At 35.3% G+C, this 16,012-nt stretch carries 16 protein-coding genes; all 16 read left to right on the top strand.

Annotation, left to right across the window (positions count from 1 at the left end; genetic code table 11):
* Positions 1-732 precede the first annotated feature (732 nt).
* The 16 genes from J2X17_RS03480 (at position 733) to J2X17_RS03405 (ending at position 16,011) form a co-directional block, all read left to right on the top strand.
* The gene (locus tag J2X17_RS03480) at positions 733-1,419 is read left to right on the top strand and encodes a hydrolase (protein ID WP_310294740.1); all 687 of its coding nucleotides are present in this window, start codon (positions 733-735) and stop codon (positions 1,417-1,419) included.
* Positions 1,420-1,799: 380 nt separating this feature from the next.
* Complete coding sequence (locus J2X17_RS03475; protein ID WP_310294739.1) at positions 1,800-2,285, top strand: DoxX family protein; 486 nt, start codon at positions 1,800-1,802, stop codon at positions 2,283-2,285.
* 205 nt (positions 2,286-2,490) lie between these two features.
* Positions 2,491-3,117, top strand: a complete 627-nt coding sequence (locus J2X17_RS03470) for an alpha/beta hydrolase (protein ID WP_310294737.1) — start codon at positions 2,491-2,493, stop codon at positions 3,115-3,117.
* A gap of 762 nt (positions 3,118-3,879) precedes the next feature.
* Positions 3,880-4,410, top strand: a complete 531-nt coding sequence (locus J2X17_RS03465) for a YceI family protein (protein WP_310294735.1) — start codon at positions 3,880-3,882, stop codon at positions 4,408-4,410.
* 62 nt (positions 4,411-4,472) lie between these two features.
* Positions 4,473-5,159, top strand: a complete 687-nt coding sequence (locus J2X17_RS03460) for a hydrolase (RefSeq protein WP_310294733.1) — start codon at positions 4,473-4,475, stop codon at positions 5,157-5,159.
* 71 nt (positions 5,160-5,230) lie between these two features.
* Positions 5,231-5,917, top strand: a complete 687-nt coding sequence (locus J2X17_RS03455) for a hydrolase (RefSeq protein ID WP_310294731.1) — start codon at positions 5,231-5,233, stop codon at positions 5,915-5,917.
* Positions 5,918-6,059: 142 nt separating this feature from the next.
* The gene (locus tag J2X17_RS03450; protein ID WP_310294729.1) at positions 6,060-7,844 is read left to right on the top strand and encodes an amidohydrolase; all 1,785 of its coding nucleotides are present in this window, start codon (positions 6,060-6,062) and stop codon (positions 7,842-7,844) included.
* A gap of 11 nt (positions 7,845-7,855) precedes the next feature.
* Positions 7,856-8,287: a DoxX family protein gene (locus J2X17_RS03445; protein ID WP_310294727.1), complete on the top strand. Its 432-nt coding sequence runs from the start codon at positions 7,856-7,858 to the stop codon at positions 8,285-8,287.
* Positions 8,284-9,657, top strand: a complete 1,374-nt coding sequence (locus J2X17_RS03440) for an alginate export family protein (protein ID WP_310294723.1) — start codon at positions 8,284-8,286, stop codon at positions 9,655-9,657. The genes J2X17_RS03445 and J2X17_RS03440 overlap by 4 nt, the downstream gene beginning before the upstream one ends.
* 380 nt (positions 9,658-10,037) lie before the next feature.
* The gene (locus J2X17_RS03435) at positions 10,038-11,027 is read left to right on the top strand and encodes an alpha/beta hydrolase (RefSeq protein ID WP_310294721.1); all 990 of its coding nucleotides are present in this window, start codon (positions 10,038-10,040) and stop codon (positions 11,025-11,027) included.
* A gap of 18 nt (positions 11,028-11,045) precedes the next feature.
* The gene (locus tag J2X17_RS03430; protein ID WP_310294719.1) at positions 11,046-11,978 is read left to right on the top strand and encodes an alpha/beta fold hydrolase; all 933 of its coding nucleotides are present in this window, start codon (positions 11,046-11,048) and stop codon (positions 11,976-11,978) included.
* A 210-nt stretch (positions 11,979-12,188) separates the two neighbouring features.
* Positions 12,189-12,479, top strand: coding sequence for a GNAT family N-acetyltransferase (locus J2X17_RS03425; RefSeq protein ID WP_310294717.1), 291 nt, complete (start codon positions 12,189-12,191; stop codon positions 12,477-12,479).
* Positions 12,480-12,491: 12 nt separating this feature from the next.
* The gene (locus tag J2X17_RS03420; protein WP_310294715.1) at positions 12,492-13,112 is read left to right on the top strand and encodes an alpha/beta hydrolase; all 621 of its coding nucleotides are present in this window, start codon (positions 12,492-12,494) and stop codon (positions 13,110-13,112) included.
* On the top strand, positions 13,112-13,462 hold the full coding sequence (locus J2X17_RS03415; protein ID WP_310294714.1) for a cupin domain-containing protein: 351 nt from the start codon (positions 13,112-13,114) through the stop codon (positions 13,460-13,462). Before J2X17_RS03420 ends, J2X17_RS03415 begins: the two co-directional genes overlap by 1 nt.
* 514 nt (positions 13,463-13,976) lie before the next feature.
* Complete coding sequence (locus tag J2X17_RS03410; protein WP_310294712.1) at positions 13,977-14,915, top strand: ring-cleaving dioxygenase; 939 nt, start codon at positions 13,977-13,979, stop codon at positions 14,913-14,915.
* A gap of 94 nt (positions 14,916-15,009) precedes the next feature.
* The gene (locus J2X17_RS03405) at positions 15,010-16,011 is read left to right on the top strand and encodes a type I glyceraldehyde-3-phosphate dehydrogenase (RefSeq protein ID WP_310294710.1); all 1,002 of its coding nucleotides are present in this window, start codon (positions 15,010-15,012) and stop codon (positions 16,009-16,011) included.
* Position 16,012: the final 1 nt, after the last annotated feature.

Raw genomic sequence — 16,012 nt, 5'->3', positions numbered from 1 at the left:
TATGTTTCAGTCAGGTATAAAGTAATCAGTTTTGAATGGCTAATTTAACAATAATCTGTATAGCATTGTGATTAAATAGCGTTCAGAAAAGACAATTTGAGGATACTTCTTTAATGTAAAACAAAAGTAAAATGAAAAACTTACAAATCTGCAGCTTTTTTTATTTTTTGAATTAAAACAGTCAGGACTCTAAATAAAATCGGAAAATCAGATAAATGATCTACAAAATATAGAAGTCTCATAATTGGTATTTTTCCGTAATTTATTGTTATCAACAGATTAATTAGAGCTGATAATTGGAGTGTATACATCTAAAGATTTTCTTGTTCCAGTTCAATGCTTATCAAAGCACATGATTATAATTTTGATATAGAATTTAGATAGAAATGCAGATGCCAGCATGACAATAATTAGAGTGCATGCCTACACAGATTTTCTTGTTCCAGTTCAATGCTTATCAAAGTATATGCTTATAATTTTGACATAGAATTTAGATAGAGATTCAGATGCCTGCATGGCGGATATTAGATGGATGCATGCGAAGCTTTTCTTGTTCCAGTTCAATGCTTAGATAAAAAGGAAGCAGGAACTTTGTTAAAGAAATTAAACAAAAAGCGAATTGATAAATAAATAGTTTTTGACTAAACATCAATTCTCAGTTTATTACAAAATAAGGATTTACATAAATCAAATATACATTCACAAACATTTTTAAAATTTAATAATAGTATCATGAAAAAACTATTTTTAGCAACTGTAGTTGCATTGACCTCTTTAACAGGATTTGCACAAAAACCAAGTCCAGAGTTATTAAACCCAACAAACCATACTTTAGTATTAATCGATTACGAGGGACAAATGGCATTCGCCACAAAAAGTATCGACGCAATTGAATTGCGCAATAACGCAGGATTAATTGCGGGCGCTGCAAAAATTTTCAATGTCCCAACTGTAGTGACAACCGTTGCTGAAAAGTCATTTAGCGGACCTGTATTTCCAGAAATTTTGGAAGCAATTCCTAATACTTCATCTTATATTGACAGAACAACGATGAATACCTGGGAAGATGTAAACGCACATAAAGCGATTACCGGCAAAGGCAAAAAGAAAATTGTATTAGGGGGACTTTGGACCAGCGTATGTATTGTAGGCCCTGCACTGTCTGCTATAAGTGAAGGATATGAAGTTTACATCATTACAGATGCCTCTGGAGATGTATCTAAAGAAGCACATGAAATGGCAATCAACAGAATGGTTCAGGCGGGTGCAAAACCAATGACATCTGTTCAATATTTATTGGAATTACAAAGAGACTGGGCTCGTGGCGAAACATATAAAGCTGTTACAGATTTAGCAGTAAAATATGGCGGAGCATATGGAATTGGAATTCAGTATTCTCGCGAAATGATCAAACACTAATAATTAAATAAGAAGACCGGGGATTTTTGATTCCCGGTCTATTTAAATCACATATATTAAAAACTTTTACTAAATATTTTATTCTTTTTGTTTTCTTTTTGGCATTTAAGTCAGCTGTACATATAAGTCTTCGCTCATTAATGAGGATAATGACAGAGCAATAATCAAGACGGTTTATCTGGCTGATTGCATTATTTTATTAGAAGATTACTGTAGTTTGATGCTGAAAAAGAGTTTAAATAATATTTGACACTATTGGCCGGCAAGGCTGTTTATGGAACCAGCACGTTTGCAAAATTTGCACCTCCATCCTTGCAGATTTTACCGGAGTAGAGTTCCGTAATTTTTTACGGAGGCTATCAAAATAAAAAATCAACATTATGAAAAAACTATTGATCACTTTTATGCGCAGTGATGCAGGAAGTAATTTAAATAATTTTGCATTGCTTTTTTTCAGAATTGCAGTCTCGGCAGAGCTTATAGCAGCCCACGGATTAAAAAAAATTGGAGTAGGAATCTCTTCCGCTGAGGTGGTTCCCAATCCACTGGGACTACCTGAGGTTTTTAATCAGGTATTTGCTACCGGAGCCAATTTAATAATGCCGCTTTTTATCATTATGGGCTTTATGACCAGAATAGCATCGCTGCCCATTTTGGCCGTTACCCTAACAGGTTTTTTTGTACTGCATTTTCATGACCCGATCCTTATAAGGGATGTGCCTTTTGTCTATAGTGTCTGTTTTCTGTTGCTATTCTTTATTGGACCAGGCAGCTATTCCCTGGACTATTATTTAACAAGTAAGAATAAAATCACGATAAGCAGAAAATTCTGGGGTACCGCCACAGTATTGTTTTTTAAATTCTAAGTATGTTTTCTTGTTCTGGTTCAATGCTTATCAGTATGACAGGTCATAACTTTGAGGTATTATTATTTTGAAAATCCATTTTAGAAAATAAAAATATCAGGCATTCACCTTATGTTTTTCATGGAAAAAATTGAATCCTATAGCTGATTCACGATGAACCGATAATAAAACAAATAGAAGAAATACTTCCTATAAATTACTTATTATGAAATACGAGCCATTAGAATATATTTATGAGCCGTGCGGAAATCCAAAAGCAAGGACAATACTGCTGCTACATGGCACAGGGGGAGATGAAAAAGACTTGTTGTCCCTGGCCTCCTATTTTGGTTCAGGATTTAATATTCTGAGTCTGCGTGGAAATGTAAAAGAGAACGGAATGCCGCGGTTTTTCAGAAGACTAGGAATGGGTGTTTTTGATGAGCAGGATCTGGAATTTCGTTCTTGTGAGATGGTGCAGTTTATTAAAAAACTGTCTGTAAAGCACCAATTTGATTCCTCAAAAATAGTGGCATTAGGCTATTCTAATGGAGCTAATATCGCAGGAGCAGTTTTGACCCTGTCTCCTGACTTTTTAGAAGGTGCAATTCTGTTCAGGCCAATGAAGCCTTTTAAGAAGAAAGGCCCTCTTCCCGATAAAACTGCAACACCTGTTTTTATCAGTACAGGTACCCATGATTCAACAATCAGGGCGACTGATACGGAAGATTATATAAAGATTCTTTCCACCAGCGGTTTTGAGGTAACACATTTTGAACTTGATGCCGGTCATAATTTGATAAAAGATGATATTGATCTGGCCGCAGGCTGGTTTAAAAGATTAAAAAATTAAGATTGATTTTGGTTAATTATTTTTTTTGGGTTGATGATGAAATGCCTGCGGATCACGATTGGCAGGCATTTTAATCTACATTAACTTTATGAAATGTAAGATCCTAATCTTGAAGCAATGCTATAACAATTTAGATAAGTATGAAATGTCCGCAGGTATCCCATATTTACATATGATAATCTCAGGAGCTTTAAAATCCAATGTCACCTGACTTATAATGAACCATAACTATCAGTCCCCACAGCTTTCTCCTCTGAGATCTATGAGCAAATAACCCGAAAATCAAGAAAACCAACAGCATATTTAATATTATTCTTTAGGATTTTCCGATTATCAACCTAAATATACTAATCCTTTCCAGATGACGGGCTTCTGCAGCGCCCCGTATATCATTAAATTTTTTGTTCAGAAATCAAAAGAATTTACCATCAACTACAAACGAAATATTAATGTCCTGCTCATAAAAAACATTGCATTGAAATTTAAAATGCTCATACTCCACTAACTAAATTTACGAAATACCGTAACCTATACATTTTTAATAAAAACATTAAAATACTGAATATCAGAAACTTAATTATGACGGTATATTTTTTGGCTACTGTCAGTCAACTATAAAATTCATAATTACAAAACATAAAAACAAAATCTTGGTTGAAGGATCAGGCAATTTCAGTCATAAGAAAAAACTCGGTCCTTTTAGATTGAAACACCAAACTATTCATAAATAATAATCATTTCTAACACTAAAATTAAATTTAAATGGAGAAAACAAATTGGGTAATTGACCCTACACACTCCGAAGTTGGCTTTAAAGTAAAGCACATGATGTTCACAAATTTATCAGGTAAATTCAACTTATTTGAAGCTACTATTGAAAACGAAGCGGAGCATTTTGAGACTTCAAAAATTAGCTTCTCTGCTGATGTAAATTCAGTAAACACCAACAATGATGACAGAGACGATCACTTAACAGGCGCTGATTTTTTTGATGCCGAAAAATTTCCAAAATTATCTTTCGTGAGTACATCTTTAAAAAAAATCAGTGAAAATAAATTTCAAATCGTTGGTGATTTAACCATTAAAGATGTGACAGCAAGTGTTTCGCTTGATACTGAATATAGCGGATTAATGACCGACCCTTGGGGAAATACTAAAATCGGGCTTTCTCTTAATGGAAAAATCAATCGCAAAGATTTTGGTTTAACATGGAATTCTACCCTTGAAACAGGAGGAGTACTTGTAGGCGAAGACATTAAATTGTTGTCTGAAATTCAATTCATTAAACAATAATTTAACTCCATAATATTTTAAACCCTCACCTTTTATAACATTTATAACTTAACATTAAAAACATGAAAAAAGTAATCTTAACATTAGCCATCAGCTTTTCAGCTTTAACAGGTTTTGCACAAAAACCAAGTCCCGAGTTATTGAACCCAACTAACCATACTTTAGTTTTAATCGATTACGAAGGACAAATGGCATTCGCCACAAAAAGTATCAACCCAATTGAATTACGCAATAACGCAGGATTAATTACCGGCGCTGCAAAAATTTTCAATGTTCCAACTATCGTAACAACCGTTGCTGAAAAATCATTTAGCGGACCTGTTTTTACAGAAATTTTGGAAGCAATCCCAAATACCTCTTCATATATTGACAGAACAACAATGAATACCTGGGAAGATGTAAACGCACACAAAGCAATTACTGCCACAGGCAAAAAGAAAATAGTATTGGCAGGACTTTGGACCAGCGTATGTATTGTAGGTCCTGCATTGTCTGCTATAAGCGAAGGATATGAAGTTTACATCATTACAGATGCCTCTGGAGATGTATCTAAAGAAGCTCATGAAATGGCAGTTAACAGAATGATTCAGGCGGGTGCAAAACCAATGACATCTGTTCAATATTTATTGGAATTACAAAGAGACTGGGCTCGCGGCGAAACTTATAAAGCTGTTACAGATTTAGCCGTAAAATATGGTGGAGCATACGGTGTAGGTATCCAATATGCAAGAGGAATGCTGAAACACTAATTATCATACAGTAATTCAATACTATTTTTAATTCTCACCTTTTATAACATTTATAACTTAACATTAAAAACATGAAAAAAATAATTTTAACATTAGCCATCAGCTTTTCAGCTTTAACAGGATTTGCACAAAAACCAAGTCCCGAGCTATTGAATCCAACTAATCATACTTTAGTATTAATCGATTACGAAGGACAAATGGCATTTGCCACAAAAAGTATCGACCCGATTGAATTGCGCAATAACGCAGGATTAATTACCGGCGCTGCAAAAATTTTCAATGTTCCAACTGTAGTGACAACCGTTGCTGAAAAATCATTTAGCGGACCTGTTTTTACAGAAATTTTGGAAGCAATCCCAAATACCTCATCATACATTGACAGAACAACCATGAATACCTGGGAAGATGTAAACGCGCACAAAGCGATTACCGGTAAAGGCAAAAAGAAAATAGTATTGGCAGGACTTTGGACCAGCGTATGTATTGTAGGCCCTGCATTGTCTGCCATAAGCGAAGGATATGAAGTTTACATCATTACAGATGCCTCTGGAGACGTATCAAAAGAAGCGCATGAAATGGCTGTTAACAGAATGATTCAGGCGGGTGCAAAACCAATGACATCTGTTCAATATTTATTGGAATTACAAAGAGACTGGGCTCGCGGCGAAACATATAAAGCAGTTACAGATTTAGCAGTAAAATATGGTGGAGCGTACGGTGTAGGTATCCAATATGCAAGAGGAATGCTGAAACACTAATACCTTAAAAAAGCGAGATTTTTAATCTCGCTTTTTTAACTCTCATTAATTCTTTAAAATGAAATCGCCATGATTCAAAATTTCAATTAGCAATGAAAAATGGTACCCTCATATTCCTCCAAAAACTAATAGTATTATCAATATGAAAAAGTCACTAAAAAAAATTATTTTTTTAATAATGCTGATGACAAATGTTGTTTTTTCTCAAAAAAAAACCGCACCCACATTAATTGTTTTCAATGCAAAAATCCACACACTGGATGATAAAAACCCAAACGCTGAAGCTTTTGCAATAGCCGATGGAAAAATAATAAAAATTGGAAACAACAAAGTAATATTACAACTCAAAAGCAAAACCACAAAAATCGTGGACGCCAAGAATAAAACTATCATTCCGGGCTTATTTGACAGTCACTCTCATGTTATAAGGGGTGGTAGATTTTATAATACTGAATTGCGTTGGGATGGAGTTCGTTCTTTAACTAAAGCTTTGCAAATGTTGAAAGAACAGGCGCAAAGAACTCCCGAAGGGCAATGGGTACGTGTCGTTGGAGGCTGGAATGCTTATCAATTTGCAGAAAAAAGACTCCCTACTCTGGCCGAAATTAATGACGCAACCGGAAATGTTCCTACTTTTATTTTACATCTATATGGCCACGCCTATCTTAACAAAGCAGGTTTAACCAAATTAAAAATAGACGCTACTACACCTAACCCGCCCGGAGGTCTGATTCAAAAAGACGAAAAAGGAAATCCTACCGGATTGCTGGTTGCCGAGCCAAGTGCTTATATTTTATATTCCAATATTGCAAAATTACCGGAATTGACCAATGCTGAAAAAATTAACTCCACTATAAATTTCTTAACTGAAAACAATCGATTTGGTATAACTGCTGTGATGGATGCCGGAGGTGGCTTCCAAAATTATCCAGATGACTATGGGATCGCATCCCAATTAGCAGAACAAAAGAAGCTTACTGTCAGACTGCCTTTTTATCTATTTCCACAAAAGCCCGGTAACGAACTTAAAGACTTTACCAAATGGATTAGTGAAGTAGAAGTTGGAAACCATGACGATGATCATAGCAAATTAGAATATTATGTTCAGGGTGGCGGGGAAAGTTTGGTTGCAACAGGTGCAGATTTTGAAAACTTTGACCAACCCAGACCTGAATTACCTCCGGCAATGGAAGCACAAATGCGCGCTGTGATTTCAACATTAGTAAAAAACAAATGGCCTTTCCGACTTCATGCTACTTATAATGAAACCATTAATCGTTTCTTAAACGTAATTGAGGATGTAAATAAAGAGACGCCTTTAAATGGACTGCTTTGGTTCTTTGACCATGCTGAAACAGTTTCTGTTGAGAACTTACAAAGAATTAAAAACTTAGGCGGTGGGATCGCTATACAGCACAGAATGGCTTTTCAGGGAGAAGCCTTTATCAAGAGATATGGTCTGAAAGCCGCTGAAAACACTCCCCCTGTCAAAGACATGCTGGAAATGGGAATTCCAATCGGAATGGGTTCAGATGCCACACGTGTAAGTTCCTACAATCCATGGATTGGCCTATACTGGTTAACTACCGGAAAAACAATAGGAGGTACTAAATATCAGTCAGATAGAAATATTCTTGACCGGGAAACAGCACTAAAACTTTATACCCAGGGGAGCGCCAAGTTAGTACGTTTGGACAAAGACAGAGGTATGCTTAAAGAAGGGTATCTGGCGGATTTTGCCATTTTATCAGCGGATTACTTTAATGTCCCTGACGAAAAAATACTTGATATCACTTCTAATTTAACTGTTGTTAATGGAGAAATAGTATATGCAGATGATATTTTCAAATCACTCATTAACCCATTTCCAAGAGCTATTCCGGACTGGTCACCGGCGAATTATTATGGTGGATATCAAAAAAATTAATTCAATAGAAAATGAAAATTTTAAAAACAATAAATCGTTTTAACAACATCATTTTGCCATATGATGCAGCTCTGCTCGCGTTTAGAGTCATTATTGCATCGCAATTGATAATCGTTCATGGGTTAAAAAAAGTTGGTATTGGTACGGGAACAGCTGAGGTTGTTCCCAATCCTTTTGATCTGCCGGATGCATTCAATCAAGTATTTGCAATAGCTTCAAATTTAATTTTTCCATTATTTGTAATCATCGGATGGTACACCAGACTTGCCATCATTCCTATTCTTGCGGTAACACTTTCGGGTTATTTTGTTGTACACTGGAATGATTCTCTACTTGAAAAAGACATTCCATTTATGTATTCAGTCGCTTTCCTGTTTATAGCCTATTCAGGGCCAGGTAAGTATTCAATAGACAGATTATTGGCAAAAAATAGTTATCTATGAAAAAAAATAAATTGATACTATTGCTGCTAGTATTCACATCTTTATCAATTTTTGCGCAGCAACGGTTAGATTTTAAAGCTTTGCGATATGATGAGGATTATTCATCAAAGAGCATTGACACTACTGCCACGTTTTTTGATAAAATAAAATACATTCCACTTGATCACCACCAAACACTGTACCTTTCTATTGGTGGTGAAATAAGATCACAATATCAATATTTTAACAATGAAAAATGGGGCGATATAGCACCAGATAATGATGGTTTTTTACTAACGCGGGCACTGCTTCATACAGATTTGAAGTACAAAAATCATTTTAGGCTTTTTTTTCAGTTACAAAGCAGTACTGCGATTAGTAGAATAGACCCAAGTCCTGTTGAGCGAAACGATCTTGATATTCACCAGCTTTTTGCTGATTATAATTTCACTTTGGGGAAAAATAACATGACTTTTCGATTTGGAAGACAAGAAATGCTTTTTGGATCTCAAAGACTTGTTTCTACAAGAGAAGGACCAAATAACAGGCAAGCTTTTGATGCCGCAAAAATAATTATTAAGAATGGAAATTTTAAATCAGATCTGTTTTACAGTCATTACGTAAAAAATCAACAAGGTTTTTTCGATGATAAAACAACTCCAAATACTAAATTCTTTGGAGTCTATAATGTTGTGAACCAAGTACCTGTTGTCCAAAACATCGATTTCTATTATTTGGGTCTAAAAAAGGACAAGGCAAAATTTGATGATGCTGTTGGCGATGAAGTACGTCATTCTTTAGGGACAAGGCTGTGGGGAAAAAAGTTTAATTGGAATTATGATTTCGAAGCGGTTTATCAATTTGGAGAAATCGAAAGCAAACAAATTGACGCCTGGACACTCTCTTTAAACACAGGTTATCAGTTTGAGTCCGTAAAATTCAGACCTATAATTAATTTGAAAACTGATTTAATTTCTGGTGATAAACATTATGATGACAATCAATTACAAACATTTAATCCATTATTTCCTAAGGGAGCCTATTTTGGACTAGCATCTTTGATAGGGCCTTCAAATCTAATTGACATTCATCCTTCAGTTATTTTAGAGCTTAACAAAGAAATTACTTTTACGGTAGATTATGACTTGTTCTGGAGATTTGAAACTAAGGATGGAATTTATGAAGCCAATTCAAAACTAATTTATTCAGGCCGTGGAAGCCCGGAGAAATTTATAGGAACCCAATTGGAGACTTTTGTAGATTATGACGTAAAAAAATGGTTAGCCTTTAGAGTAGAAGGAACCTGGTTTGCAGCAAAAAACTATCTGAAAGATGTTAGTGCCGGTAAGGACATTTTATTTTTAGCAACAACTGCCTATATAAGATTTTAATTATAAAACACTTCTAATGGATATTAATTCTGTTATAAGTGTTTTTTTCATTGCTTAAAAAGTATAACTGCCCTTTTCCCTACTGTACTATTTATTTAGATAATTAAACAGTATTTGAATTAAATAAAGCTAAGTATAACATAGAAACAGACATAAAATAGAAGTATAAAAAATGATTTCACAGTAACTTAATCAATATCTAAAAGTAAGGCCTACAAAATATATCCTCAGTATAATAACTCACTAACAAATTTACGAAATAACGTAACTTAGTTACGATAATAAAAATTCATAACTAATTAATAATCAATAATTTAAATACACAGGTATATTCTTTGTCTATTGCTTGTCATTCATTTTATAACTTAAAAATCTAGAACATGAAAACAACAATTGACGACGAAATATTGCCTTACTCAAAAGATCCGGCAATTTCAGTCTTAACCAAAGAATTTCTCACGGCCGTTAACTCTGGCGGGGCTGGTTTAGAAACTATGTCTCCGGAAGATGCCAGATCGGTTTTGGTTGCTGTGCAAAAATCAGTAGATGTAGATTACTCGGGTATCGAAGAATTTGAAAAAATAGTCACCCAGGATGGCTATCACGTTAAATTAAACATTGTAAGACCTGAAGGTTCGAAAAAAAGACTCCCTGTTTTTATTTTCATACATGGTGGTGGCTGGGTTTTAGGCGACTATCCCACACACAAGCGTATGGTTAGGGATCTGGTCGTTTCAACTGGAGCCGCAGGTGTTTTTGTAAATTATACGCCATCTCCCGAGGCACATTATCCGCAGGCAGTAGAAGAAATTTTTGCTGCTACAAAATGGGTGGCTGAAAATGGAGCCGAAATCAATGTTGACGGGACAAAATTAGCAGTTGTTGGAAACAGCGTTGGAGGGAATATGACTGCAGTTACAGCATTAAAAGCAATTAAAAATAATGGACCAAAAATTACTTCTTTGGTGATGTTCTGGCCTATTGTTGCAGCCAATTTTGAAACTGATACTTATAAAAAATATGGGATAGATCGTTTTTTAACAACCAACTTAATGAAATGGATGTACGATCATTATACTACTGATCTGGAACAGAGAGAAGAAATGTATGCTTCACCAATAAATGCACCTATAGATTTGCTTAAAAAATTCCCTCCCACTTTAATTCAAGTTGCAGAAGCAGATGTGTTACGTGAAGAAGGCGAAGCATTTGGCCAAAAATTAGATGCAGCCGGAGTTGACGTTACAACAATTCGTTACAATGGTATGATCCACGATTTTGGGTTATTAAATCCCTTAGCACATCTTCCTCAAGTAAAATCTCTGTTTAGACATGCCGCTGCAGATCTCAAGAAAAACCTTTTCTCTTAATCCTAAAAAAACAAAATCATGAAAATAATACACACATCGGTAATCATTATACTAATATCACTATTTACTGGCTGTAAAAATGACGCCAAAACTGCTGACACAACAACCCAAACTGGGGAAAAACAAATTACAAACAGAGCTGAATATATTGAAGTAGAGCCAAATGTCAGACTTCACGTTACTGATCTTGGAACAGGACAACCTGTTGTTTTAATTCACGGCTATCCATTGAGTGATGCTATGTGGGAATACCAATATCATGCTCTTTTAAAAGAAAATTACCGCGTTATAGGAATTACTTTAAGAGGTTTTGGACAATCTGATAAACCTTACGGAAAATACAATTACGACCAGTTTGCAGCCGACATTAAAGTAGTACTGGATCAATTAGATATTCAAGATGCTACCTTAGGCGGATTTTCTATGGGTGGTGCAATAGCTTTACATTATGTGGCAAAATATAATAGTGCACATGTTAGCAAATTAGGTTTATTCTCTGCAGCTGCGCCTTGCCACACTAAAAAACCTGATTACCCTTACCCGTTTTTCACTAAAGAAGACATTACTAACTGGGTTGCATTTAACAATTCAGACAGACCTGCTTTATTGGCTGCAGTGGGCGAAAAATTTACTTTAACGCCAACTTCTCTTTCTCCTGGAATTGGAGCCTGGTTATACGGTATCGAAATGCAGTCATCACCTTATGCAATGGAACAGGCCTTAATAGCTTTGAGAGATGAGGATTTAAGAGGTGATCTTCCAAAAATTAAAATCCCCACACTTATCCTTCATGCAAAAAATGACCAAATTGTAGCTTATGCATTGGCAGAACAAATGAATAAAGCAATTCCAGGTTCACAATTAGTTCCGTTTGAAAAAAGCGGTCACGCCTCTTTTGTTGAAGAAAAAGATAAATTCAATCAGGAATTAATTAAATTTTTGAAGCAATAAATTAGTAAAACTGCCTGTATGAGTCTTTTTTACAGGCAGTTTTAATCCTTAAATAAATGGATTTCGTCAGAACTTACCTTTTTTAATAGAGTCACAGCAACATTACAAAGGCTTAATCAGTAAGGTTAAAAAAAATCTTCACTTTAGATTATTATTATTAAATTTAAAATGAAAGCAAACATCGAAGTAAAACAGACTTATAATTAACCCATGGAAACAATTAAATTAGAATTAGACGAGAAAAGACATGGAGCCTTTACTCTTTATATAGATGGTAAAAAACTTGGCGAAATGTCCTTAAGTATTACCGATGATCTATTAACTGTATACCATACAGGAGTTGAGCCTGAGGCCGAAGGAAAAGGTTATGCAAAGAAACTTTTAGACGAAATGGTTTCTTATGTTCGCGCAAACCATTTGAAGGTTTTACCGCTTTGTCCCTATGTCCATGCACAATTCAAAAGACATCCGGAGGAGTATAATGACATATGGAAAAAATAATCTAAAAACAATATGAATTTACAAAATATAACAGCCGGACTGCCTCTAAATGAGGCCAAAAAAGCACTCATCATGATACACGGGCGTGGTGCCAGTTCTAACGATATTCTTTCGATCTCCAGACATCTTGAAGTGAAAGATTTTGCATTGATTGCCCCTCAGGCAGAAAATAGAACCTGGTATCCTTACTCATTTTTAGTACCAATTGACGAAAATGAGCCATCACTTACCAAATCATTAGAAACTATTGCTCAGGTTGTAATAGCCATAGAGGAAAACGGAATTAAAAAAGAGAATATTTATTTCCTTGGGTTCTCACAGGGAGCATGTCTTGCCTTAGAGTTTACTGCCAGAAATGCAGCCAAATACGGCGGTGTTGTAGCTTTTACAGGCGGTCTTATAGGTGACAAAGTTCATGAAAGTCATTATAAGGGAAACTTCGAGAATACACCAATTTTCATCGGTACAAGCGATCCTGATTTTCACGTTCCGGTAGAAAGGGTAAAAGAAACTACAAAGCTTCTTGAAAAAATGGGCGCAGCAGTTACAACAAAAATCTATGATAACATGGGACATACTATAAGTCAGGATGAAGTAGATTTAGCAAACCAACTTATTTTTTCCCTAAAATAATGATTCAGATAACACGAATATACAGTGATGAAAATGGTGAAAGTCATTTTGAAGATTTTCAGGTTCCGTTAAAAAATTATGGCGCTATCGGTTTCTTGTCGGATGACCAACCTGTAAAATCAATTGTTTTTAGAGAAGTCGAACCTTCTTATGATTATGATTTCCATAATGCCCCGGATTGTCAATATATTATTCTTCTGGAAGGCGGCGTAACAATCGAAACTTCTTTGGGAGATAAAAGAACCTTTAATACTGGTTCTGTCCTGCTGGTTGAAGACACAACAGGAAAAGGCCACAAAACCAAAAACATCGAGGCAAAATTGCGGAAATCTATATTTATCAAATTATAAAAAAGCAAAATGAAGCTGTTATTCAAACAGGCTTGAGCACAATTACAATCCTGCTTGGCAACGAGTAATTTTTCTTTTGGTCTTCTGTAATACTGAATCTTAATCAGCCTGCATAGTGCCCATTTTTTTCACTCTCTTTCCCTTTCTTCTGGCCGATATGTAATCACTATTACTAGTGGATTTGTTGGTTTTCCCAAACACTTAACTGCTATGGTAGATTGGTCAGAAGGTATATTTGAGAAAGAGGCACACAAATAATTACAATTCGTTTTCGAAATAAAATATTACCCTCTCGTGAAATTACGATATATCGTATAATTAAAACGGCTAATAAAAGTAAAAACACTGATTAATACTGGGTAATAGCAAACGGAATATTATTTGTTTACATATATCCAAACAAATATTTCGCAATCCTGCATTTATTAATCTAGGTTAATCGATAACCATCTATAACAGAGGTAAATTTGTAATAGAAAATCAAAACAATTAATACAAATAAAATATAAATACCATGGAAAATAAAATTTTAGGCATACACCATATTACTGCAATTGCAGGTGACGCTAAACGTAATTTCAACTTTTATTCCAACATTTTAGGATTGAGATTCATCAAGAAAACAGTTAATTTTGACGATCCCGGAACATATCATTTTTACTTTGGAGATGAAGTTGGAAGCGCCGGAACAATATTAACTTTTTTCCCTTGGGGAGAAGGAATACAACAAGGAAGAAAAGGTTCAGGAATGGCAACAGAAATTGGATATTCTGTACCAAAAGGAAGCTTGGATTTCTGGCAGCAGCGTTTTGAAAAATACAATGTTATTTATAATAAACCAGCTGAAAAATTCGGAGAAAAATATCTTACCTTTTTAGATCCCGATGGTTTAAAATTAGAATTAATAGAATCTAAAACAGACGACAACAGAAAAGCATGGGAAACTGATGAAGTAAAAGCTGATGTAGCCACAAAAGGTTTTCATAACATTACTTTAACTTTAAACAACATCAAAGCTACTGCTGCTGTCTTAACTGAGATATTTGGTTATAAATTAATTGATCAGGATGTAAACCGTTACCGTTATGCAACTGATACAGTAGAAAATGCTGCCATCGTTGACTTGGTGGAATTAGCTGAAGAAAAACGCGGACACGTGGCAAACGGATCTGTTCACCATGTTGCTTTCAGAGTTCAAAACGATGAAATCTTAATGCACTTCCGTGAAAAAGTAGAGGCTTACGGCTTGTCAATTACGCCACAAATCGATCGACAATATTTCCACTCTCTTTATTTCAGAGAGCCAGGAGGTGTACTATTTGAAATCGCTACAGATAATCCTGGATTTACTGTGGACGAAAGTTTAGAGGAATTAGGTAAAAACTTAAAACTTCCAGCTCAATATGAATCAGACAGAGCAAGAATTGAAGACCATTTAGTTAAAATCAATTAATTTTTTATACTTATAAATCACTTGGAATCATAGTTTCTAAAACTATCATTTCAGGTGATTTCCCTGTAAACAGAACAATTAAAACTACATTAGCATGGCGAAAATAGCATTATACGGATTTGGCCGGATCGGAAGACAGTTTCTTCGTGTAGCCTTAAAAAATAATCTTTTCATTCCTGAAGTGATAGCCGATATTCAGGATATTGAATTGTTAGGAGCACTTTTTAGTGTAGATACCAATTACGGCAGATGGCACGAAGAGGTAAAAACAGCGGATGGAAATTTTAGAATCGGAGACAGAGAAATTCCATATAAGAATTCTAAGCTGGAAATTCCAGATTGGAAAGCTTTAGGAGTTGATTTAGTTGTAGATTGCACAGGACGTGCCACTACTCGAGAAAATGCCCAAAAACATATTGATAATGGTGCTAAATATGTTTTAGTAAGCGCGCCAAGCAAGTCCCTGGCAGATTGCGATGCCGTGCTCTTAAAAGGAATTAATTTGGAGGAATTTGATGCTGCAAACCATAAAATCATTAGTATGGGAAGTTGTACCACAAATGCACTTGCTTCCGTTGTCAAAGTAATCAAAGAAAATTTTGGGATTGAATACGGACTTTTTTCAACTGTTCACTCATATACCAATACCCAATCATTGACAGATCAGCCAATGAAAGATAGACGCGATTCATGGGCTGCTGCCGAAAATATCATTCCATCCTCATCGGGTGCTGCAAGAGCTCTACAGTTTATTTGGAGTGATCTTAAAATTACCGGAAAAGCCTACAGAGTTCCAACGAGAACCGGAAGCATCGCAGAATTAAATTTGGTCACCACAAAAAACTGCACAGTAGAAGAAGTAAATAATGCCTTTAGGGAAGCTGCATCATCAGGACCTTTAAAAGGTGTCATGGATGTTTTGGAAGACCAATGGAGTTCTTCCAGAATTGTGGCTGATCCGCATTCTTCAATTATTGATTTGCCTCTTACAGTAAAGGAAGGCAATTTACTTTCTGTAGCCACTTGGTATGATAATGAATGGGGGTTTTCTAACAGACTCGCAGAAGTTGCTGCCTATTTATCCAAAAGGATTTAAT

The organism is Flavobacterium aquidurense (genome assembly GCF_031458035.1).
GTDB classification, from domain to species: Bacteria; Bacteroidota; Bacteroidia; order Flavobacteriales; family Flavobacteriaceae; genus Flavobacterium; species Flavobacterium aquidurense_C.
Note: the sequence above shows the minus strand (reverse complement) of the source record. Positions and strands in the feature narration are given on the sequence as shown.

What these genes read in the sequence shown, in the direction of transcription:
- J2X17_RS03480 (WP_310294740.1), top strand. Translation starts at nt 733, where the DNA reads ATGAAAAAACTATTTTTAGCAACTGTAGTTGCATTGACCTCTTTAACA.
- J2X17_RS03475 (WP_310294739.1), top strand. Translation starts at nt 1,800, where the DNA reads ATGAAAAAACTATTGATCACTTTTATGCGCAGTGATGCAGGAAGTAAT.
- J2X17_RS03470 (WP_310294737.1), top strand. Translation starts at nt 2,491, where the DNA reads ATGAAATACGAGCCATTAGAATATATTTATGAGCCGTGCGGAAATCCA.
- J2X17_RS03465 (WP_310294735.1), top strand. Translation starts at nt 3,880, where the DNA reads ATGGAGAAAACAAATTGGGTAATTGACCCTACACACTCCGAAGTTGGC.
- J2X17_RS03460 (WP_310294733.1), top strand. Translation starts at nt 4,473, where the DNA reads ATGAAAAAAGTAATCTTAACATTAGCCATCAGCTTTTCAGCTTTAACA.
- J2X17_RS03455 (WP_310294731.1), top strand. Translation starts at nt 5,231, where the DNA reads ATGAAAAAAATAATTTTAACATTAGCCATCAGCTTTTCAGCTTTAACA.
- J2X17_RS03450 (WP_310294729.1), top strand. Translation starts at nt 6,060, where the DNA reads ATGAAAAAGTCACTAAAAAAAATTATTTTTTTAATAATGCTGATGACA.
- J2X17_RS03445 (WP_310294727.1), top strand. Translation starts at nt 7,856, where the DNA reads ATGAAAATTTTAAAAACAATAAATCGTTTTAACAACATCATTTTGCCA.
- J2X17_RS03440 (WP_310294723.1), top strand. Translation starts at nt 8,284, where the DNA reads ATGAAAAAAAATAAATTGATACTATTGCTGCTAGTATTCACATCTTTA.
- J2X17_RS03435 (WP_310294721.1), top strand. Translation starts at nt 10,038, where the DNA reads ATGAAAACAACAATTGACGACGAAATATTGCCTTACTCAAAAGATCCG.
- J2X17_RS03430 (WP_310294719.1), top strand. Translation starts at nt 11,046, where the DNA reads ATGAAAATAATACACACATCGGTAATCATTATACTAATATCACTATTT.
- J2X17_RS03425 (WP_310294717.1), top strand. Translation starts at nt 12,189, where the DNA reads ATGGAAACAATTAAATTAGAATTAGACGAGAAAAGACATGGAGCCTTT.
- J2X17_RS03420 (WP_310294715.1), top strand. Translation starts at nt 12,492, where the DNA reads ATGAATTTACAAAATATAACAGCCGGACTGCCTCTAAATGAGGCCAAA.
- J2X17_RS03415 (WP_310294714.1), top strand. Translation starts at nt 13,112, where the DNA reads ATGATTCAGATAACACGAATATACAGTGATGAAAATGGTGAAAGTCAT.
- J2X17_RS03410 (WP_310294712.1), top strand. Translation starts at nt 13,977, where the DNA reads ATGGAAAATAAAATTTTAGGCATACACCATATTACTGCAATTGCAGGT.
- J2X17_RS03405 (WP_310294710.1), top strand. Translation starts at nt 15,010, where the DNA reads ATGGCGAAAATAGCATTATACGGATTTGGCCGGATCGGAAGACAGTTT.